The 19,637-nt window shown below is 67.3% G+C and carries 19 protein-coding genes and 2 pseudogenes; 7 read left to right on the plus strand and 14 right to left on the minus strand.

Features of this window, described 5'->3' with window-relative positions; translation table 11 throughout:
• Positions 1-14 precede the first annotated feature (14 nt).
• Genes J7E89_RS32640 through J7E89_RS32650 form a run of 3 tightly spaced genes read right to left on the minus strand, consistent with a single transcriptional unit; the run spans position 15 to position 2,187 of the window.
• The gene (locus J7E89_RS32640; protein ID WP_214978681.1) at positions 15-452 is read right to left on the minus strand and encodes a hypothetical protein; all 438 of its coding nucleotides are present in this window, start codon (positions 450-452) and stop codon (positions 15-17) included.
• Positions 453-492: 40 nt separating this feature from the next.
• On the minus strand, positions 493-1,230 hold the full coding sequence (locus J7E89_RS32645; RefSeq protein WP_214978683.1) for an ABC transporter permease: 738 nt from the start codon (positions 1,228-1,230) through the stop codon (positions 493-495).
• 3 nt (positions 1,231-1,233) lie between these two features.
• A complete protein-coding gene (locus J7E89_RS32650; RefSeq protein WP_214978685.1) occupies positions 1,234-2,187 on the minus strand; it encodes an ABC transporter ATP-binding protein in 954 nt (317 codons plus the stop codon).
• A gap of 108 nt (positions 2,188-2,295) precedes the next feature.
• Between J7E89_RS32650 and J7E89_RS32655 the strand changes: the two genes are divergently transcribed.
• The 3 genes from J7E89_RS32655 (at position 2,296) to J7E89_RS32665 (ending at position 5,380) form a co-directional block, all read left to right on the plus strand.
• Positions 2,296-3,468 (plus strand): sensor histidine kinase, encoded by a 1,173-nt coding sequence (locus tag J7E89_RS32655; protein WP_214978687.1) that lies wholly within the window; start codon positions 2,296-2,298, stop codon positions 3,466-3,468.
• A 4-nt stretch (positions 3,469-3,472) separates the two neighbouring features.
• Entirely contained in the window at positions 3,473-4,123 is a 651-nt protein-coding gene (locus J7E89_RS32660; protein WP_214978690.1) for a response regulator transcription factor, read from the plus strand.
• A gap of 99 nt (positions 4,124-4,222) precedes the next feature.
• Positions 4,223-5,380: an ROK family transcriptional regulator gene (locus J7E89_RS32665; RefSeq protein ID WP_214978692.1), complete on the plus strand. Its 1,158-nt coding sequence runs from the start codon at positions 4,223-4,225 to the stop codon at positions 5,378-5,380.
• 43 nt (positions 5,381-5,423) lie between these two features.
• Here the strand turns inward: J7E89_RS32665 and J7E89_RS32670 are convergent, their stop codons facing one another.
• On the minus strand, positions 5,424-6,188 hold the full coding sequence (locus tag J7E89_RS32670) for a GntR family transcriptional regulator (protein ID WP_214978694.1): 765 nt from the start codon (positions 6,186-6,188) through the stop codon (positions 5,424-5,426).
• A 138-nt stretch (positions 6,189-6,326) separates the two neighbouring features.
• Positions 6,327-7,208, minus strand: a complete 882-nt coding sequence (locus J7E89_RS32675; protein WP_214978696.1) for an RNA polymerase sigma-70 factor — start codon at positions 7,206-7,208, stop codon at positions 6,327-6,329.
• A gap of 149 nt (positions 7,209-7,357) precedes the next feature.
• Between J7E89_RS32675 and J7E89_RS32680 the strand changes: the two genes are divergently transcribed.
• Positions 7,358-8,188: an alpha/beta fold hydrolase gene (locus J7E89_RS32680; RefSeq protein ID WP_214978698.1), complete on the plus strand. Its 831-nt coding sequence runs from the start codon at positions 7,358-7,360 to the stop codon at positions 8,186-8,188.
• A 96-nt stretch (positions 8,189-8,284) separates the two neighbouring features.
• Here the strand turns inward: J7E89_RS32680 and J7E89_RS41365 are convergent.
• Positions 8,285-9,028 (minus strand): annotated as a pseudogene (locus J7E89_RS41365) (EamA family transporter); the annotation flags it as partial.
• A gap of 93 nt (positions 9,029-9,121) precedes the next feature.
• Here J7E89_RS41365 and J7E89_RS32685 point away from each other — a divergent pair.
• Complete coding sequence (locus tag J7E89_RS32685) at positions 9,122-10,321, plus strand: PLP-dependent aminotransferase family protein (RefSeq protein ID WP_251061410.1); 1,200 nt, start codon at positions 9,122-9,124, stop codon at positions 10,319-10,321.
• Between the two features lie 15 nt (positions 10,322-10,336).
• Here J7E89_RS32685 and J7E89_RS32690 read toward each other — a convergent pair whose 3' ends face one another.
• Together J7E89_RS32690 and J7E89_RS32695 are read right to left on the minus strand one after the other, a co-directional pair.
• Positions 10,337-10,546, minus strand: coding sequence for a DUF397 domain-containing protein (locus J7E89_RS32690; protein WP_214978700.1), 210 nt, complete (start codon positions 10,544-10,546; stop codon positions 10,337-10,339).
• A gap of 513 nt (positions 10,547-11,059) precedes the next feature.
• A complete protein-coding gene (locus J7E89_RS32695) occupies positions 11,060-11,263 on the minus strand; it encodes a hypothetical protein (RefSeq protein ID WP_214978702.1) in 204 nt (67 codons plus the stop codon).
• A gap of 397 nt (positions 11,264-11,660) precedes the next feature.
• Here J7E89_RS32695 and J7E89_RS32700 point away from each other — a divergent pair, with 397 nt between their 5' ends.
• On the plus strand, positions 11,661-12,881 hold the full coding sequence (locus J7E89_RS32700; RefSeq protein ID WP_214978703.1) for a helix-turn-helix transcriptional regulator: 1,221 nt from the start codon (positions 11,661-11,663) through the stop codon (positions 12,879-12,881).
• Between the two features lie 166 nt (positions 12,882-13,047).
• Here the strand turns inward: J7E89_RS32700 and J7E89_RS32705 are convergent, their stop codons facing one another.
• The 6 genes from J7E89_RS32705 to J7E89_RS32730 all read right to left on the minus strand — a co-directional run bounded on the left by J7E89_RS32705 (position 13,048) and on the right by J7E89_RS32730 (position 18,762).
• The gene (locus J7E89_RS32705; protein WP_214978705.1) at positions 13,048-13,227 is read right to left on the minus strand and encodes a hypothetical protein; all 180 of its coding nucleotides are present in this window, start codon (positions 13,225-13,227) and stop codon (positions 13,048-13,050) included.
• 969 nt (positions 13,228-14,196) lie between these two features.
• Positions 14,197-14,373, minus strand: coding sequence for a hypothetical protein (locus tag J7E89_RS32710; protein WP_214978707.1), 177 nt, complete (start codon positions 14,371-14,373; stop codon positions 14,197-14,199).
• Positions 14,374-14,387: 14 nt separating this feature from the next.
• Entirely contained in the window at positions 14,388-15,560 is a 1,173-nt protein-coding gene (locus J7E89_RS32715; protein WP_214978709.1) for a phage major capsid protein, read from the minus strand.
• Positions 15,561-15,684: 124 nt separating this feature from the next.
• Positions 15,685-16,194 carry a hypothetical protein gene (locus tag J7E89_RS32720; protein WP_214978712.1) on the minus strand — a complete coding sequence of 170 codons (510 nt, stop codon included), beginning with the start codon at positions 16,192-16,194 and terminating at the stop codon, positions 15,685-15,687.
• Positions 16,195-17,236: 1,042 nt separating this feature from the next.
• Positions 17,237-18,265: a recombinase family protein gene (locus J7E89_RS32725; RefSeq protein ID WP_308315676.1), complete on the minus strand. Its 1,029-nt coding sequence runs from the start codon at positions 18,263-18,265 to the stop codon at positions 17,237-17,239.
• The gene (locus J7E89_RS32730) at positions 18,262-18,762 is read right to left on the minus strand and encodes a recombinase family protein (protein ID WP_214978716.1); all 501 of its coding nucleotides are present in this window, start codon (positions 18,760-18,762) and stop codon (positions 18,262-18,264) included. Before J7E89_RS32730 ends, J7E89_RS32725 begins: the two co-directional genes overlap by 4 nt.
• Before the next feature lie 246 nt (positions 18,763-19,008).
• Between J7E89_RS32730 and J7E89_RS32735 the strand changes: the two are divergent.
• A pseudogene (locus tag J7E89_RS32735) lies at positions 19,009-19,553 on the plus strand (aminotransferase class I/II-fold pyridoxal phosphate-dependent enzyme); the annotation flags it as partial.
• Positions 19,554-19,637: the final 84 nt, after the last annotated feature.

Raw genomic sequence — 19,637 nt, forward strand, 5'->3', positions numbered from 1 at the left:
TCTTCAGCGGCCTTCTAGGGCGGGTCTACCTCGGTGATGACCGCCAGCAGCTCGTACGACGCCCCCTCGTTCTCCAGTGCCAGTCCCACCGCTACCCATCTGCCGTCGGCCCGCCAGATGTGCAGACTGTCGAACCCCGCGCTCAACTCCTCCCAGGGCGCCGGTATCTCCTCTCCCGAGATGCTCCGTTCCAGCACACTCCAGAGGCTGAAGACCTGGGGCTCACCCCACTGGTCACCGAGCACGGCCAGCAGCGCCTCGTGCTCCGCCACGCACTGTTCCCGCATCTCCAGACGCTGAGCGGCGTCCTCGTCCCCCAGCTCGTCGGCCGCGCTCAGCTGGGCCGTGTGATAGCCGGGTCCGCTGAATCCGGTGTCCGACCTGCGGCGTTGTGCCGGTAATCCCTGTGCGCGCAGCAGGTCTATGAGGGCGAGATACCGTGCGGTGCTCATGTCGTCAGTAAACCTCCCGGCACTGACAATTGGCCTGCCGTCAGGCGTCGCGACGGCGCACGGCCCACCACCCGGCGAGCAGCGCGGCCGCTGCCCAGGCCGCGGTCACCGCGAGCCCCGTCCACGCCCCGAGATCGCCCTCCGGGTTCAGGTGCAGCACCTGCTGCCCCGCGCGGTCCGGCAGATACTGGGCGACTCCTCCGGCTATGTCCCCGACCACGAAGGAGACGATCAGAATGAAGGGGATGAGCAGGCTGAGGACGGCGACGCCGCTGCGCAGCAGTGCGGTGAGACCTGCGGCGAGGAGCGCCATGAGCGCGAGATATATACCGCTGCCGACGCAGGCGCGCAGCACGCCCGGGTCGCCGAGGCCGATGGCGTACTCCCCCATGAACGCCTGTCCCGTCAGGAAGGAAGCGAAGCTGGTGGCGAACCCGACGACGAGCGCGAGCCCGCCCGTGACCACCATCTTCGCCGAGTAGAAGAGCCCTCTGCGCGGCACCGCCGCGAGCGAGACCCGCAAGGCGCCGTTGAGATACTCCGAGGACAGCGCGGTCGCTCCGAAACTGATGGCGGCCAACTGGCCGAAGTTCAGGGCGTAGAAGGCGCCGAACACGGGGTCGTATCCGTCGTTGTCGGCCTCGGCCTGGCCGACGGTGGCATACGCGAGCACCGTGATGGCGAGGGTGACGGCGAAGACCGCTATGAGCGAACCGGCGGATGCCCGCACCGACTTGATCTTGATCCACTCTGAGTGGAGGACTGCGATGGTCGACATGATTCAGGCCTCCTGGCCGGTCGAGGGAAGAGTTGAGGAAGTGGAGGATGCGACGGACGCGAATTCGGTCTCCTCGGCTGTGAGGTCGAGATAGGCCTGCTCCAGCGTGGCCTGTTCGTCGGAGAGTCCGAGGATCGGAATCCCTTCGTGTGCGGCGATCACGCCGATCTCCTCGGCCCTCACCCCGTCGACGACCCAGCGGCCGTCGTCGCCACGAACCGGCGTGTATCCCCTGCGTGTCAGGACCTCGCCGAGTCGGCTCGACTCGGTGGTGCGCACCCGGACCCGGGGGCGGCTGCGGGCGTCGAGGAACTCCCGCATGGGGGTGTCGGCGAGCAGCCTGCCCTTGCCGAGGACGACAAGGTGGTCGGCGAGGGACGCGGTCTCGTTCATCAGGTGGCTGGAGACCAGGACAGTTCGGCCCTCACGGGCGAGTCGCTTCAGCAATTCACGGGTCCAGATGGTGCCTTCGGGGTCCAGGCCGTTCGACGGCTCGTCCAGGATCACCACTTCGGGGTCACCGAGCAGTGCGGCGGCGATACCGAGCCGCTGGCGCATACCTAGCGAGAACGTCTTGATCCGCTTGCCCGCGAGCTCCGCGATGCCGGCCTCCTCCAGCACCTCGCCGACTCGGCGCACGGGTATTTCGTTGCTGACGGCGAGGGCCAGCAGATGGTTTCGGGCGGTGCGCGAGCCGTGGGCCGACTGGGCGTCGAGCAGCGCCCCCACCTCGCGCAGCGGGTCGTCGATGCGCGTGTACTGGCGCCCGCCGATGGTGGCCGTGCCCGAGGTGGGCCGGTCGAGGCCGAGGACGAGCCGCATCGTGGTGGACTTGCCCGCGCCGTTGGGGCCGAGGAAGCCGGTCACCCGGCCGGGCCGCACACTGAACGTGAGCCGGTCCACGGCGCGCTTGGTGCCGTACTCCTTGGTCAGATCTTGGACGTCGATGCTGTTCATGGGTCCAGACTGGCGCTCGTCCCGTACCGGTGGCCTCCCCCGTCCGAGGGGATCATCTCCCCCGCGCGGGGGAGCCGTTGAACTCCGGTCTCCTGGCACGATGGCCGCATGTTCCGCTATTTCCGCCGGCTGGCCCACGGGGTCACCTACACACGATGGCTGCACCTGTGCATCCCGGTGTTGATCTTCAGTGTGTGGATATTCATCTCCATCGACACGTGGTACGTGCCGGCGCTCGTGATGCTGCCGGTCGGTCTGATCCCCGCGGTACGGCTGGAGGAAGGGCTGCAAGCACAGCTGTTGTTGACGCCCGAGGAACGGGGCCGGCCCGACGCCCGGATCGCCGCCGCGGCGTCCGCCACGTGGGCAGAGCGCCGGCGGGTGGTGCTCTGGATCCAGGTGAGGCTCGCCCTTGCGGCGGTGGCCACGCTCATCACCGTATGGCTGCCGGTCCTCGCCATTGATCTGCTCACGCTGTCGTTCCGCCGCGCCGACGGCAACGTCAGGCCGCTGACAACCCTTGAACCGCACTGGTGGTACGCGCTGCTCGCGCCGCTGCCGATCGTGGCCATGCTGGCCTGCATGCCAGCCCTCGGAGACGTGGTCACCGCCATCGCCCGTCGACTGCTGGGGCCGTCCCCCAAGGAGCGGTTGCTGGCCCTGGAGGAGCGCACCGAGCAGCTCTTGGAACGTAATCGCATCGCGCGCGAGCTGCACGACTCCATCGGTCATGCCCTGACCGTGGCCGTCGTCCAGGCGGCCGCGGCACGAACAGCGAAAGACCCGGACTTCACCGACCGGGCGCTGGCAGCGATCGAGGAGACCGGGCGGGACGCGCTGGACGACCTGGAGCGGGTGCTGCGCGTGCTGCGGGAGCAGCGGACCCCCGCCACCCAGCGGCCGACCCTCGTCGAGGCAAGCCGCCTGTTCGAGTCGGCCCGCGCATCGGGGGCGAAGCTCGACGTCGACGTACAAGGGCCACTGGCCAAGGTGCCGGCACCGGTCTCACGCGAGGGTTACCGCATCCTTCAGGAGTCGCTCACCAACGTGCTGCGCCACTCCGGTGCTGTGCCGGTCCGGGTCCGGATGGCCGTCGCGGACGACTGGCTGGAGCTCGAGGTGTCCAATCCGCTGAGCACATCAGCGGGTTCGCCCGGCGGCGGCAGTGGCCTGCGCGGGATCAGGGAGCGGGCCGCGTTGCTCGGCGGGAAGGCCAAGACCGGTCCGTACAAAAGCGAATGGGTGGTGCACGCGAGCCTGCCGCTGGACCGAATACGCTGACCGGATGCCGGTTACCGTGCTTCTGGTCGACGACGAGCCTCTTGTGCGCGCGGGTTTGCGCGCAGTCCTGGAGGCACAGCCCGATATCGAGGTGGTGGGAGAGGCGGCCGACGGCGCCGCGGTCGTGCCACTGGTGCGCCGGCTGCGGCCCGACGTGGTCGCCATGGATGTACGGATGCCTCTGATGGACGGCATCGAGGCGACCCGGGTAGTGCTGCGCACCGTGGACTCGCCGCCGAAGATCTTGGTGGTGACGACCTTCGAGAACGACGAGTACGTGTACGAGGCACTGCGGGCCGGGGCCGACGGATTTCTGATCAAGCGCGCCCGGCCCTCGGAGATCGTGAACGCGGTGCGGTTGATCGCCGAGGGGGAGTCGCTGCTGTTTCCCGCCGCGGTCCGCGCTCTCGCCGCCGAGTTCGGCAGCAACAAGGCGCGGGCGGACCTCGACCGGGCCGCGCTCACCGAGCGGGAGGGGGCGGTGCTCCGGTTGATGGCGCGCGGTCTGTCCAACGCCGAGATCGCCGCGCAGCTCGTCGTCGGCACGGAAACGGTGAAGACCCACGTCAGCGCGGTGCTGGCCAAGTTGGGGGCTCGTGACCGCACGCAAGCGGTCATCGCCGCGTACGAGTCCGGATTCGTCTCCCCGAGCTGACGCGCCCCGGCGCGAACGCCTGGTCGGGCGGCGCTCGCAGTGCTCGTAACCAGCGAGTACGATCCGGCAAAACAAGCGCGCGAGCTGGGAGGACACACCGTGGGGCGGTTGACCGGCGGGGACCCCTCATTGCTGCGGCGGATCAATTCCGCTGTGGTGCTGCACGCCCTGCGGGGCGCCGGCTCCCCGACGCTCACTGACCTGACGCGCATCACGGGCCTCTCCCGGCCGACGGTCGAGGGTGTGGTCGAGGGGCTGATGGAGACGGGGCTCGTCGTCGAGGCCCCGCCCGAGGACGGCGAGGCGCGGCGGCGGGGCCGGCCGGCGCGGAGGTTCCGGTTCCGCGCCGAGGCGGGGCACCTGATGGGCGTCGAGATCGGTCCGCACCGCATCGCTGCCCTGCTGTCGGGCCTCGACGGCCGTGTCATCGGCGCCGGCTCACGCACCGTGTCCGAGACCGCCTCGGCGGACGAGCGGCTGGAGCGGGTGCGCGCCATGGTCGCCGACGTCCTGCGCCGAGCCGGCGTTCCGCGCAGCTCACTGCGTGCCGTCGGGGTCGGGGCCCCGGGCATTGTGGAGGCCGACGGGACAGTGCGGCTGGGAACGGCCCTTCCCGACTGGACCGGGCTGCCGCTCGGCGAGCGGCTCCGCCGGTCCTTCCGCTGCCCCGTGCTGGTCGAGAACGACGCCAACGCGGCGGCGGTCGCCGAGCACTGGAAGGGCGCTGCCGTCGACTCCGACGACATCGTCTTCGTACTGGCCGGGCTGAGCCCGGGCGCGGGATCACTGATCGGCGGGCGGCTGCACCGGGGGTTCGGCGGCGCGGCCGGCGAGATCGGAGCGCTGCATCTGCTGGGCCGCGAGGCAACGCCGGAGATGCTGCTGTCGACGACGGACGAGCCGGTGCTCCCCCTCGACGAACAGGCCGTGGCCACCGTCTTCCGGCGCGCCAGGCAGGGTGACTCCGCCGCGCAGGAGGCCGTCGAGCGGTTCATCCAGCGGCTGGTGCACGGTGTGGCGGCGCTGGTCCTGGCGCTCGACCCCGAGCTGGTCGTGATCGGCGGGTGGGCGGCCGGTATCGATGGCGTACTGGAGCCGCTGCGCGGCGAGTTGGCGCGCTACTGCCTGCGTCCGCCCCGGGTGGCGCTGTCGGTGCTGGGTGAGGCGGCGGTGGCGACGGGGGCGCTGCGCCTCGCCCTCGACCATGTCGAGGAAGAGCTCTTCGCCGTCGAGAAAACGGTGACGGCCCGCCGCTGAGTGCGATGGGCCGTGCCGTACGACGTTCGGGCTCACCGCGGAATCAGGAGGCCCTGCGCTCCTGGGTGTGGTGGCTGATCTCCAGGTCGCCCGAGTCACCGAAGGTGAGCCGGCAGGTGTCCGCCCGGTAGGTGGCCACCGAGACGGCGGCGGTCCTGCCCTCGGCGAAGTAACGCGTGGTGACGACGAGGACGGGCGCGCCCGGCAGGCGGTCGAGCTCCTTCGCGTCGTCCGCGCGGGCCGAGCCAAGCTCGACGGCGCGGTCCTGGCCGTCCATTCCGAGGCGCTGCAACTCCCGCAGCACGCTCCGCGCGCGGGCGGCGCCCGAGGGCGCTTCAATGGCCGCGAGGTCCGGCACGGAGGCGACGGGGACGTACAGCAGCTCGGCCGCGACCGGCTGGCCGTGCGATACGCGGATCCGGCGGACCGTGTGGACCTCATCGTCGAAGTCGCCGTCGAGCATGCGGGCCACTGCCGCCGGGGGGACGGCACTGGTGCAGTCGAGGGGCTGCCAGGAGTCGCCGGTCGCTCCCGGCCAGCCGTGCTGCGAGGTCCCGACGTCCACCCCCACGCGCGGCGGGGCGACGGTGGTCCCCACGCCGCGGCGGCGCTGCAAGCGGCCTTCGAGCTCCAGCTGTTCGAGCGCCTGGCGGAGCGTGGCACGCGCGACGCCGAAGCGCGCGGCGAGTTCGCGCTCGTTGGGCAGGATCTCACCGACCGCGAAATCGGAGTCGAGCGCCTCGCTGAGCACGGTCTTGAGGTGCCAGTACTTCGGCTCCGGCACCGTATCGAGCTGCGTGGTCCCCACCCTGATCCTCCGCAATCGGCCTGGTCCCCGGGCGAGTTTCCGCGCCCTTGTTTATTAAAGGTTCCTGCACTAACTCTGCGACCATAAGTCCGGGGTCTGCCTTGGTCAAGACCAATCAGCACAGGACGGGCGCCGCCCTTACGCGGCGAGTGCGGCGAGTTTGTCCGGGTTTCGCACGATGTAGACGCATTGGATGAGGCCGTCCACGACGTCAAGCTGGAAGACCGAGTCGGGCTTTCCGCCGGAGAGGACGAGCAGCGCCGGACCGCCGTTGACTTCCAGGAAGCGGAACTCGCCCTCAGGGATGCCCTTCCTGGCCGCCCCGAACAGGAAACGGCCCACCTTGTCGGCGCTCTCGATGACCCGCAGCGGCGCCTTGGCCTTGCCGCCGCTGTCGCCGACGAGCCTGACGTCCGGCGCGAGCAGTGCGAGCAGCGCGTCGAGGTCTCCTCCCGACGCGGCGGCGAGGAACCGTTCGGTGAGGTCCCGTCGTTCCGCGGGATCCACGTCGAAGCGCGGCCTACGTTCCTCCACATGCCGCCGGGCGCGTCCCGAGAGCTGCCGTACGGCCGATTCCGAGCGTTCCAGGGTGGCTGCGATTTCGCCGTACGGGAAGCCGAAAGCCTCCCGCAGTACGAACACCGCGCGCTCCAGCGGGGAGAGCGACTCGAGAACGACGAGTACCGCGAGCGAGACGGAGTCGGCGAGAACCGCGCGTTCCGCGGTGTCCTCGACGGTCGCACCGAAGTCCGTCTCGAGCGGCTCGGGGAGCCACGGCCCGACGTACGCCTCGCGTCTTGCCTGTACGTGCCGCAGCCGGTCGATGGCGAGCCGGGTGGTGATCCGCACCAGATAGGGGCGTGGTTCCCGTACGTCGTCGCGCGCCCGGGCAGACCAGCGCAGCCACGCCTCCTGCACGACGTCCTCGGCGTCGGCGACGCGGCCGAGCATCCTGTACGCCACCCCGGTCAGAACGGGGCGGTGCTCTTCGAAGACGTCGGTCACGGTGTCGGCAGTCACACCTCCATCCCATCCGACCGTTCCCGCCATGTCCAGGCAGCACGGGTACGTCGCGGCCGGAACTGTCCGGCCTCTTGAACTCCAAGCTACTCAACGGTAATTGTTGCTGACACGTTGTCTAGCGCCGACCCCACCCAGGGAGCAGCAGCATGGCCGCAAAGGTCTCCTTCAGCATCGAGTCCCCCACGGGCAGTCACACGCTCTGCGTCGCGTACGAACGGGCGGGCGCCGGCGAGCCGCTGCTGCTCCTGCATGGCATAGGCCATCACTGGCAGGCGTGGCAGCCGGTGTTCTCCGCGCTGGCCGCCGAGCGCGACGTGATCGCTGTGGACCTGCCCGGTTTCGGCGGGTCGACCGCGCTCCCCAACGGCCTCTCCTACGACTTGTCGACGGTCGTTCCCGTACTCGGTTCGCTGTGCGAGGCGCTGGGCATCGAGCGCCCCCATGTGGCGGGAAACTCCCTCGGCGGCCTGCTCGCCCTGGAGCTGGGCCGCGAAAAGCTCGTGCGGTCGGTGACGGCGCTGTCCCCCGCCGGTTTCTGGACGGAGAGCGAGCGCCGCTACGCCTTCGGCGCGCTGCGCGGGATGCGGTTCGGGGCTCAGAATCTCCCGCTGCCGGTCGTGGAGCGCATGGCGCGCACGGCCGTCGGCCGGGCCGCGCTCACGAGCACCATCTACGCGCGGCCCGGATGGCGTTCACCGGAGGCCGTCGTCGCCGAGACCTTGGCGCTGCGCGACGCGACCGGGTTCAGCGAGACGCTCTCGGCGGGCCGCAGCGTCCTGTTCACCGACGACGTTCCCGGCATACCCGTAACCGTCGCCTGGGGCAGCCGTGACCGGCTGCTGCTGCGCCGCCAGGGCGTCAGGGCCAAGCACGCGATCCCCGGCGCCCGGCTGGTCAGGCTGCCCGGCTGCGGCCACGTTCCGATGAACGACGACCCCGCGCTGGTGGCCCGGGTCATCCTCGACACGAGCGGCTGACACGCCCCGGGCGCGCCCGCCGAAAACCCCGGAGCCGAGGCCGACCCCGGCGCCGACGAGCACGCTGCCCGCGATCTGCGCGGCGCCGTAGGAGCCTGTTCCGACGAGCGGAGCGGTCATGGCGGCCGCTACGGGGATCAGTCCGGAGAAGAGCGTCGCCCGTTCGGCGCTGATCCGCTGCACGCCCATGTACCAGCACACGAAGCCGACGACGGTGACGACGACGGCCTGCCACAGCAGCGCCATGCCCTCGACCGGCCCCGGCATGCGCAGCCAGTCGGCGCCGTCGTGGAGGAGCCCGATGACGGTGGACTCGACGGCGGCGACACCGCAGGCCGCGGCGGAGAGCAGCTTCGGGCCCAGCGGCCGCAGTACGGGAACGGCGATCACGGCGAAGCCGACCTCGCCGACGAGTGCGGCGACGGACCAGCCGATCCCGGACGCGTCGGTACGCCCCCACCCCTGCACCGAGAACGCCCCGGCGGCGACCAACAGGGCGCCGTGCACGACGGGGCGGGTGGGGCGGCGGCCGTCCAGGAGCTGCACCAGTACGGCGACGACCACCGGGGCGCAGCCGACGAAGACGCCGGGGACCGCGGGTTCCGCGGTGCGCTCCGCGGCCAGGACGGCCAGGTTGAAGCCGACCATTCCGACGGCGGCGAGCAGAGCCACCCTGCCCCACTGGCGACGGGTCAGTTTCCGGAGCGGGGTGGCGCCTGCGCGGCCGAGGAGGGGCAGCAGGAGCAGACAGGCGAGGCCGTAGCGCAGCGCCTGGCCGCCCGCGTACGGGTAGTCGCCAAGAACGCTGTTGGCGGAGAAGGAACCCCCCACAAGGAACACAGGCGAAGGCCGCGAGAAGCGCCCCTCTTACGGATGTGCTGTTCATGGGAACGACGCTAGGCAGCACACCGGGCTGGTTTAAGGTCCACTTCCATGGCGCTATCGGGGACCAATTCAGCGGCGGCGCAGGGCCCGGACCGGTCCCCCGCGTGGGAGTTCCTGTTGCCCGCCGCTTCGGCGCCGGCGCGGCAGCGCGGCCGGACGTTGCAGTCGGCGCTGCGCGAGGCGGTCAGGTCGGGGCGGCTGGCAGCCGGGACGCGCATGCCGTCGAGCCGTGAGCTCGCGGCCGATCTCGGCGTCTCGCGCGGGCTGGTCACCGAGGCGTACGAACAACTCACCGCCGAGGGGTATCTGCGCACCGGGAGGGGCGCGGGAACGTGGGTCGGGGGCGCGGCACGGTCCGCCGCGCGCGAGGCGCGCGATCTGGCGCGGCGCGCCCCCGGCGTACGGGTCGACTTCCGCCCGGGAACGCCCGATCTCTCGCTCTTCCCGCGAACGGCCTGGGCGTCCACCCACCGGAGCGTTCTCGGGAACCTGCCGCACCATGCCCTCGGTTACCCCGATCCGCGCGGGCTGCCGGAGCTGCGCTCGGCCCTCGCCGGGCTGCTCACACGGCGCCGAGGTGCGGTCGCCGATCCCGAGAGGCTGCTGGTTTGTTCCGGTGTGGCGCAGGCGATGACGCTACTCGGCTTCGTCCTGCGGGAGCGGGAGCAGGGACGGGGACAGGCGAGCGTGGGGGTCGAGGACCCGGGCAGCCCGGAACACACGGCGCTGTTCGCGTCCGCCGGGGTCAGCGCTGTCCCATTGCCACTCGACGCCGGGGGACTGGCCACAGGGCCGTTGCACGACAGCGGGGTGCGCGCCGTGGTGACCACGCCCGCCCATCAGTTCCCGCTGGGTATCGGCTACTCGGCGGAGCGCAGGGCGGAACTCCTCGGCTGGGCGCGCGCGGTGGACGGACTGGTCGTCGAGGACGACTACGACGGCGATTTCCGCTACGACCGCGCCCCGGTGGACCCTACACCCTGGCAACTTGACATGTGTGCAGGTCAGCGCAGCGAGAAGCCCCGCCCATGCGCCACGGGGGCAGCGCACAGACGGGGCCGTTGTGGGACTCAGCGGTTCAGGTCCCTGTACTCGTCAAGTACCCGCAGCGCGGGCATGAGGCGGGGCAGGAAGCCCGGACAGCTCGTCTCCTTCGGGAGTGCCCAGGTGTGCCAGCACGACAGGCAGCAGATCACCCGCTCATGTTCAGGGTCGGGTACAGCGTCACTGCCGCAATGCGGGCACTGAATCATGGGCCAACTCCTACGCCGACAGGTCGAACTCACCCAGCTTGGCACCGCTCAGGAAGTCGGTCCACTCAACGGCCGTGAACTCGACCGTCTGACCGGTCACGGAGTTGCGGACCGCCACCTTGTCAGGAACGTTGATCGCCACCTCGACGCACCGGCGGTCGTTGGGGTCGTACTTGCACGCGTTGGACGTGTGGAACTCGAATTCGGGGATTGCGGTCATGGTGCCTATCCCTTCGCCGTACGTGCGGGGAGACGGTCCCCGCGCCGTTCTGCGACCCGCCCCGGCCACTCGACCTGTCCAGGGTTTCCGAAACCGGGGCGGGGGTTCTCACCGTCCCTGCCGGGATTCCGAATCGAAGACGGGGGAGCCTCGAATTCGGCTACGTCCGGCAGGGACGGAGCTCATAGGGTGCCCGTAGCGGCAAGGGTGAGAATCACGCCGCAAGCGACGGCCACGCCGAATACGAAAATGGGCCAAGCGAAGCGGCCAACAACGCGCCTCACCATCGGATTGGCTCCAACTTCCCACCAGCGCAACGGGAGCACGCCACCTTGCATGTGCCCCGGCACGTCCGGCAGCCAGCAAATCCCCAGCAGTCAGGACACCTGACTTCACGGTGCCCAGTGCACTGCCCGCAATACTCCTTCGGTGGCCCTAGGGGCTCCGCTGCGGGCTTCTCCGGGGCTTTCCGGGACCATGGCTTACGAACGGGCGCAACGGCCGTTTGAGGGCTCATTTCCGGTCCACGGATCTGCGGTGCGGGTGGTTCTGCAACTCCGCGTTGCAGCTCCGGACCGTGACGGGGCTCCCCGCCGTGCGGGCGGTCTCGCGCTGCTTGGCCAGTGCGGCACAGACACCACAGCCATCCACGGGCACGGGCTCAAGGTTGGGGTCCGGCAGCGCCGGGGCCGACGCGGTGTGCTCGTTGCAGACCATCAGAACCCGCCTTAGTCCGGACTCAACTTCCTTCAGCAGAAGGCGCGTTGGCTTGGCATACGGACCACGCGGCACCCATGAGGGCAGCGGTACCCGGTTAGGCAAGCTCACCGTGTCCGGCGTGAGTCGCCAGAAGTCGCCCCGGGCAACGCCCGTCTCAAGCTCCGTCGCGTCAACGTGGGGTACACGCTTCGGTAAGCCTTCCGCCATGGTCGCCATCCCGCTTGCTCCCTCAACCGTCCGGTGCTGCTCTCGGGTGTTGGCCCAGAGAAGCGCGTGGAGTTGGTCAGCACCACCGCAGAAAGGCCGCAGTTCCGCCGCACACCGGGCCGCACACCGGCCGCAGTGGCTACGCTGACCAGGGGCGGACAGGACCCGGACGGAGAGGACGGGCAGGATGACCAGCAGGCGACGGAGATTCGCGGAGCGCCGGAAGGCGTGCGGATTGAATCAAGAGCAATTCGCGGAAGTGGTCGGCGTAGACCGTTCTACAGTCCAGCGCTGGGAAAAAGGCGACCATGGCCCACAGCCATGGCAAAGGCCAAAGATCGCTCAGGCTTTGGGCGTCACAGCCAAAGAGCTTGACGCGCTTCTCACTCCGGATGCCTACGCGCCCCAACAGCCTGCTAATGGATGGCTTGCCGTCACCGCGCCCGCTACTGACGACGAATTTGAAGCGTTTGAATTGGCGCGTCGCGTGGGGGCGAGCGACGTTGGGTCGGAAACCCTCGACCGACTTGAACGCGCCTTTGACGAACTCGCCATGAAATATCCGGTGTCTCCGCCGCAAGCCCTTTTGGAACGTGTGCGGAAACACTCCGCGTATGTCGCGCACCTCATGGACGCACGCATGACCCTTGGTGAACAACGGCGCTTGTTCGTTGTCGGGGGCTGGTTTCAGCTATTGGGCGCGACGCTCCATATTGACCTTAACCAGGAGCACGCGGCTACGGCCCGGTTGCAGTCGGCTGCCACGCTTGCCCAGCACGCCGAACATTCTGAAATCCAAGCATGGTGCTACGAGACGGATGCTTGGCGAGTCCTGACAGACGGCGAATATGGTCGCGCACTTGAGCTGTCCCAAGTCGCGCAAAAGCTTGCCCCGGTAGGAAGTTCAGTTGCCATTCAGGCGACAGCTCAAGAGGGGAGGGCAAGAGCGCGCCTAGGTGAGACGAAAGAGACTTACGTTGCCATCGAACGGGTTCAGCGAATGTCGGCTGCACTCGTACCGAGAAAGGGAACCGAACACCACTACCAATACGACCCCGGTAAATCACTCGCCTACACGGCAACGACGCTAGCTTGGATTGGCGACCCTGCTGCCGAGACGTATGCGCGGGAAGTAATTGCCAGGCTGGCCCCCGCTGACGATATTCACAAATGGCCGCGTCGGGTGGCATCAGCCAATATCGATTTGGCTTTGGCTCTGCTTGGTGGTGACCGTCTGGACGAAGCGTGTAATGCAGCTCAGCGGGCAATAATGTCCGGTCGCATTGTCCCCTCGAACCATTGGCGTGCGCTTGAAGTCGTCAAGGCTGTGGAAACCCGGCAGTTGCCGGAAGCCCCAGACCTGCGGGAGGCGTACCAGGGCCTGAAAGCACTCGAAAGCGGTAGCTAGCAGTGGGTCACTCTATGTAGCCAGGCTTTTCGCCGGCTGAACCTTGCAAAATTTGGACATAGCGGCATCACTCACCCCTCCTTGCCGACTGGCAATCACGCCTGGTGACAGAAATGCCGAAAGCCCCCAACGACCACCCAGCACGGGCAGCCATCGGGGGCAAGGGTCAGAAGTGCCGGGGGCAGCACCCGACCGTGAACAGGTCCAACGGGCTTGCTTCCGTGCGGAGTTCGAGCCGGTAGAGCATGGCGAAGACCGGCCACAGCGGGTGTGCCTCCGGAACTTCGCGCTCGGCCAACTCGCAGCACAGTTCCCGGAGTTCGTCACTCGCCACGGCGGTACGCATCCAGAGCAACGACGGCAGCCGCGCGGGCAGCGTCGATGGGGTCGGCCGAAGCGGCAGGGTCGGCCGTCTTCTCGTGTGCCGACAAGGCCGCGTCGAGCTGCCCCAGGAATCGCAAGAGCGGGTGTGCCACGGGCACGCCGGACGAACCGGGGACCGTGACGCGATCTGAGCGGCTACGGCGTCCCAGACGGCCCGGAGTGCCGGGTAGCGCTCCGCGTCCGCTGAGACGGACTCAGGGCGATTCTTGGATGCCGTGGCGGTTGCCTTCCGGTTGCGTGCTGCCGCCTTCCGGTGCGCCTCGCTGCAATAGCGGGTACGCCGATCGGCATCAGAGGGAATCGGCGCATCGCACGGGGCGTGCGCGCACCTTCGTTTCATGCGCTTGCCTTTCGAGTTAGCGGACAGTCTGGAAAGGCTTGTCCGGGACGGACGCGTTTTCCGTGCTGGGACCGGGATCGCTGAGCGGCAATGACGGGAACTTTCGACCCGCATACGCCCTGCCTCAGCGAGGATCAGCACGAGTCACCCTGAATCATTCGCGTGATCACGAGTCAAGAGCAAGGGCGGCAATGCTTGCAGTGAATGACCCACGCATCCGACGTGAGTCGCGCTCAGCGTCGGAAGGTATCTTGTCCTTCGGCGCGTACGAGTAGCGCGGGCAGGATCGGCAGCGTGCCGGAACCCATTGCCTGTCATCTTCGCTGAGCACTGCGCGACCATCCGGCCGAACCCACGCCGGGCGCATCCAGGATGACCACTCGCTGAACTCTTCACCTGTGCCCGGAATCTCGCGCACCTTGAAGGCGAGTAGTCGTCCGTCACTGAGTTTATGGGGAGTGCCTACCTTTCGACCCCACCCCTTTTCGATGAGGTACCCCCCTACATCGGCGGGACACTTCACGCGCATACCCGCCCCCAGGGGCACACTGTCAATGTGCACCCCTGAGAGCAGTTCAACGAACATAGGTATTAGGCCAGTTCGGCAAGCTCAGTGGAGAGAAGCCACTCAGCCTCACCCTTCGGCACGTTGTACGTCTCGCCGTTCTCAAGGACGTGAGAGGGGATGCCGTTATTGGTCGGGCCGTAACTCATATAGCCGGTCATGCGGACAGTCACGGTCGGCTCAGTGGTGTTGAAGAAAGACATGGGTTGAACTCCTATTAGGCAGAGACGGTGATCTTGCAGACAGCGGCAGCGTTCGGGACAGCGATTGCGGCGCGGGCAATCGCGCGGACAGCCGTGCCGTCCTTGAGGAATCCGAACTGTTCGGATATCTGGAAACCGGCATCCTTGCGCCAAACGGCAAAGACCTGATCCGCCTCATAGGCGAGAATGTCAGCGTCCGGCATGAACGAAGAAAGCCAAACCGGCACGCCGAGGATCGACCGCTGAATGCCAGCAGTAGGCGAACCAGCCGACTCACTCAGAAGCGGCTTGAGCGAACCGGACGCCTCACACAGCGCCATAAGACCGGCCCACGCGGTGGGGCTCATCACAATTGCGGTGGCCTTCGCATTCGCCGCTTCCAGCTTGCCGAAAGCCGTGACGAAGGGGTCAAGGTCCTTGAGTCCACCGACGACAGCGTGAGTCTGGATACCGGCAGTCTGAGCAATTCCGGTGAAGCCCTTACCGGCCCCGGTGCCAACCAGCGCCTCACGGTCGAAGCCCAGCGCGACGGAACGGAGAAGCGACTTCGCGACAGGGTTGAGGAAGCTCGAACCCCCGTCCTGCACAAGCTCGTTGGCGAGCATGTCAGCGGCAGCAATCTTCTTCGGCGTCACCTTGAGCGGGTCAGCGCCGAAACCACCCGTAGGCAGGTCGTCAAGCTCACCGACGAACCCAGCCGAGAAGTCCGAGCGGATCACGGGAAACGCGTACGTCTCCGCACTGGTCTGGACGCGCTGAACGCCGCTCTGCATGACGACCGACTGAGGCGCGAGAAGGTCAACGAAGTTGCGGGCCGTCTCTTCGGGAGAGAACGCCTTACCGGTGCCGGTCGTGGTAATTCCACGCGACTCGGAGATAGACCGGCTCAGCATCTCCCCAGCGCTCACGCCAGGAACAGTGGACCGGTTGGGGGAAAGGCCGCGCGTAGTCCCCATCTCGTGAAGCGGGGACGTGACTCGCATGGCCATTTCCTCAGCGACAGACGCGGCAATGTGACGCTTGGCGTTGTCGTCGTCCTCCTTGATGTCGTCCAGTAGGCGCGTCTCTTCGTTCCGCTCAGGGGAAGTGAGCGAACGCTTCCCCACTCGGTCCGTTAGTTCGCGAAGCTTGTTAGTCGCGACTTCCCGCTTCTCAAAGGCGATGCGTGCGATCTCGGCATGATTCACCGAAGGCCCCTTACTATCCTCTTGAAGGCAACAGAAAGGCCCGGACTGTGAAATTGCAGGTCCGAGCCGGCTGGGGGCTGAGATGAAATTCTCCGAAAGCCCCTTCAAGGGGATTAGTAAACGTCTACGCGGCCTTGTTCTGAGCGCGCCTTTTCGCGGCCCATTCGCGCTTACGCTGCCGCTCACGCTCCACCTTGCAGCCGGAGCAATACAGCGGCCAACGGCGCTTCTGCCCTTCCGGACGCTTCTCCTCGTAGGCCTGGTGACACATCAGGCACGCGCCCGTGAAGACCTTCACGCCCTCCACCACGCAGATAGTTCCGCCCTTCGTCGTCCAAGGCATGGGGCGCGCTTCGCGGCGACGGATGATCAGCCGAGAGCGGAGCACGTCCCTACGCAGCGCGGGCGGGAATTCCCACAAGGGCCGGAACGGATCGGCTATGAGCCGGTACGAGCCACGGGCAAAGCCAGAACGCACTCCTACCGGTCCACTCTCGCCCTGCATTGAGCGACTGGTGTCCCACTGCATGAACGCCCGGACAAGCGCGGGGTCTCTGTGCTCGGTCAGTTCGTCAGGAGAGTCAATGAGCGCCTCAATCTCGTTCTCTGTCACGCCAGTTGGGTTGTAGTACATGCGGGAGCCATCCTGTCTGCGGGCATAGAAAAGCCCCGGTTGAGAAGCCGGGGCAGAGGCTAGATTGAGTCGGGTATCAGCGAGGCAGGCGCACCCTGAAACCCCACGGGCCACGCGCACCCATAGGGCCGAAACGGCCGTCTCGTCCGAGGGCTTGGCGAGACGAGAAAGGCGCGCTCCCCAATGGCAGCATCAGGGCAGTCCCGCCGGAAAGCGGCTATCAGGTCACGACGGGAAACGAAACCGCCCGCTGACTGTTCGCACAGCTTGAGCCAGCACTCAGGCGTCATAGCGGACTCACGCCGGAAAGCGGGCGCGCCGGACAAGACCTCTTTCAGGTCCCGCGTCACGGGGCCGGACGCGTAGCGGATCGAACGGGCCATGCGTTCCCATGTGGGATGTTTCGAGCGGGAAGACACGCGCTCTTTCCCCTCTTCGGCAATGCCGAACTCTCCGGGGCCGTCCGCGTGCATTTCGAGCGTATTGAGAAACGACGACATGTGGACGCGCCATAGGGCTGGGTCAAGTGGCGCGTAGGGCGCTTTCCCCTCCACCCAGCAACGCGAAGCGGGGCACCACAGGACGGGCGCACTGAGGTGGCGTCGCGCTGCTTCCTCAATGGCTTCGGCCCAGTTGCCCACGCTGGAACTCTTCAGCTCTTCCATTCGCATCCTTTCGGAAAGTGTTCTCCCCCGCTGTCTTGCAAGAGAGGTTCAAGAGATTGGCAAACGATGAGCAAGAAACACACAACTCCGATCCCGCTGTAAGCAGGAGCTTTGCAAGGTGAGCAAGTTACGTGTGTGCATCTGGTCTCACGTGAAACGGCAACCGGAAATGTGACCGTCATCCGTCACTCGCTCCGTTGCTTGCACAACTTGCGCAGAGTGGAGCCGAGAAAAGCCCCAGCGCGAGGCCGGGGCCGAACGGTCTTCGAATTGGACCTAAAGTGTCGGTTGCCTGAGAGCGCAGCGGCTTCCTGCGGGCACGAAGAAGCCCACTGGTCACGGGGGACCAACGGGGCTAGTTCGGGGCTCAGGCGGCCCTACGCGGCTTCTGAGAAGTCCTCTTGCTCAGCGGGCATCGCCCACTCGATATCGCAGCGTGCGCGGCCGTCGAACCGCACACCTTGCCCCGGAGCTTTGGACACCTTCACGTGGTCGATGGCAAGCGCGAGGAGGTCACGCCTCAGCGCGTCGTCCGCTGCCTCCCAGGCTTCCCGCGCGTACCCGTTCATCAGGAAGCTGATATCCACCGGACCACCGGACAGTTCCTTTACGCGCTGTTCCGCTGCCGTCAGCCGTTCCTCAGCTTCCGTCTTCGCGGGTATGCGGTACTTCGCGGAACGTCCCGCGTAGAAGCCCGCGCGGTCATCGTCATGGAACTTGTCTAGCGCCTTCTCGGCGGACTTGAGAGCTGCCGTGGCTTCCCGTATCTCCGTCGTTTCCTTCGGGCGCGTAAGCGCCTGCCAGCGCTCTGCAACGGCAATCATGAGCGGGTCGTCAAAGTCAGCATTGCCTATGCGGGCAATCCAGCGTTCAACCACGTAGGTTTCCAGCGCCGTACGCCATGCCGACGCGGGAGCGTTGCACGCGCCACCCGAAGCGCGTAGCTGACAGTTGTACGACTTACCGTCAGCCACAATGGATTTGCCGCACGATGCACACGTGAGCCGTCCAGCGAGAAGCGACTTAACGCGTCCGGGACGGGGCGTGTTATCAATGATCTGATGCCCGCTGAGAACACGTCGGGCACGGTCGGCCAAGTCAGCCGAGACCATGGACGGCAACACGTCAGGCTCAACACAGCGGACGCGCTCCCCAGCGTCGTTGAAGTAGTGCGTCGGAGCCTTGTGGGACTTGTCGCCCGGAGAGACGGTAAGCCACCCTTCGTAAGCCGGGTGAATGATGATTGCCCGGATACTGTCAGCGCGCCAGCTCTTACCCGTTGAGGACTTAATTCCCTCTTCGTTGAACTTCCGGGCCAGTGCGCGCGAGGACGTACCTTCCGCTATCTCCGTGAAGATGCGGAGAACGATCGACCACGGGGAATATTCCTTGCCCCGGACCTTCACCAAGTTCGAGGAAAGCTTGCGCGTCCCTTGTCGGCAACCAGACCGAACGGCGCACGGGCCAACCAACGCCCCTCGTTGCGCTGACGCGCTTTCGTGTTCCGGACGTTGTACGAAAGGCGGGTCGAGTATTCGCGGGCATTCTCGGCACGGTCGATGATCCATCGGCGGTCCCGCTCATCCATTGAGTCAAGACGCTCGTAGTCGAAAATGACCCGCGCCTTACCCAGGATAGGGACGACCGCCTCAGCACCCTTCCTGAATCGGTCGAGCGCGTACACCCACAGCGCCGGAACCTCCCCGTTCATCACGGCCTCCATGGCCGCGTCGTACTTCGGGCGCTGTACGTCCGACCACGCCGACAGGTTCTCTTTCCAGACCTTGCGGACCTGGTAGCCCTCTTCGTCTGCCCAGCGTCGCCCCCGCTCTTCCTGTGCCCGCAGCGACAGGGCGCGCTCACCCTCCCGAACGATCTTCGACTTCCTCAGCAACAGGTCCACTTCCGGCCTGCTGTCGGTCGTGCTCTGCGTAGACGGAGTTTCGTCCCCGCGCGTAGGTGTCCTCACAACCTTGGTCAAGGGAGTCGGTTGCCTGCCCGCGCTGACGTGCGTAGGTGCCTTCACACCCTGCCTAGAGCGGGAGGGATTCCCCGAAGCGCTGACGTTCGCTGCCGTAGCCATGCCGGACCCTTTGTGACCTGCGGAAACGTCCCGCTACCCGGAAGGTCCCAGAGTGTTGGACCTACTCCCGTAGGCGCCCTCCAGGGCCTCGACCCCGAACGCGTCGCCTACACGGGGTCGGTGAGCAAGTCGCTGGCTCCCGGTCTGCGACTGGGCTGGCTGCTCGTACCCGCGCACCTGATGGGCGAACTCGTCGAGCGCAAACGGACCATGGACCTGGGCAATCCCGCGATCGATCAGGCGCTGCTGGCCGAATTCATCGGGAGCGGCGGATACGACCGGCAACTGCGCCGCTGCCAGCGCGCCTACCGGGAGCGGCGGGACGCGCTCGTCGCCGCCCTCGCCGGGCACTTCTCCGGAGCGGAGGTGAGCGGCATCGCGGCGGGACTGCACACGCCATCGTCCGGCTCCCGGATCGGTACGGCCCCGAGCACGCGTTCCTGGAGCACGCCGCCCGTGCGGGGGTGGCGGTGCGCCCGTTGAGCGACTTCGGGGCTGCCCGGGAAGCGTCGCAGGACGGATGCGTACGACTGGTGCTCGGGTACGCGCATCTGACGCCGTCCGCGATCAGTCACGGGGTGCGTCTGATGGCGGGTGCGGAGCCGCTGTAGCGGAGCGTGTCGGACCGGTCAGCGGGACCAGTTGTTCACTTGTGGTTCGTGTGGTTGCCGTGGCCGGGCACTAGGCATGGCGTC

The organism is Streptomyces sp. ISL-100 (genome assembly GCF_018614615.1).
Lineage (GTDB): Bacteria > Actinomycetota > Actinomycetes > Streptomycetales > Streptomycetaceae > Streptomyces.

Coding starts and splice junctions, on each gene's coding strand:
- J7E89_RS32640 (WP_214978681.1), bottom strand. CDS start 452: ATGAGCACCGCACGGTATCTCGCCCTCATAGACCTGCTGCGCGCACAG.
- J7E89_RS32645 (WP_214978683.1), bottom strand. CDS start 1,230: ATGTCGACCATCGCAGTCCTCCACTCAGAGTGGATCAAGATCAAGTCG.
- J7E89_RS32650 (WP_214978685.1), bottom strand. CDS start 2,187: ATGAACAGCATCGACGTCCAAGATCTGACCAAGGAGTACGGCACCAAG.
- J7E89_RS32655 (WP_214978687.1), top strand. CDS start 2,296: ATGTTCCGCTATTTCCGCCGGCTGGCCCACGGGGTCACCTACACACGA.
- J7E89_RS32660 (WP_214978690.1), top strand. CDS start 3,473: ATGCCGGTTACCGTGCTTCTGGTCGACGACGAGCCTCTTGTGCGCGCG.
- J7E89_RS32680 (WP_214978698.1), top strand. CDS start 7,358: ATGGCCGCAAAGGTCTCCTTCAGCATCGAGTCCCCCACGGGCAGTCAC.
- J7E89_RS32685 (WP_251061410.1), top strand. CDS start 9,122: ATGGCGCTATCGGGGACCAATTCAGCGGCGGCGCAGGGCCCGGACCGG.
- J7E89_RS32690 (WP_214978700.1), bottom strand. CDS start 10,546: ATGACCGCAATCCCCGAATTCGAGTTCCACACGTCCAACGCGTGCAAG.
- J7E89_RS32695 (WP_214978702.1), bottom strand. CDS start 11,263: ATGGTCTGCAACGAGCACACCGCGTCGGCCCCGGCGCTGCCGGACCCC.
- J7E89_RS32700 (WP_214978703.1), top strand. CDS start 11,661: ATGACCAGCAGGCGACGGAGATTCGCGGAGCGCCGGAAGGCGTGCGGA.
- J7E89_RS32705 (WP_214978705.1), bottom strand. CDS start 13,227: ATGCGTACCGCCGTGGCGAGTGACGAACTCCGGGAACTGTGCTGCGAG.
- J7E89_RS32710 (WP_214978707.1), bottom strand. CDS start 14,373: ATGTCTTTCTTCAACACCACTGAGCCGACCGTGACTGTCCGCATGACC.
- J7E89_RS32720 (WP_214978712.1), bottom strand. CDS start 16,194: ATGTACTACAACCCAACTGGCGTGACAGAGAACGAGATTGAGGCGCTC.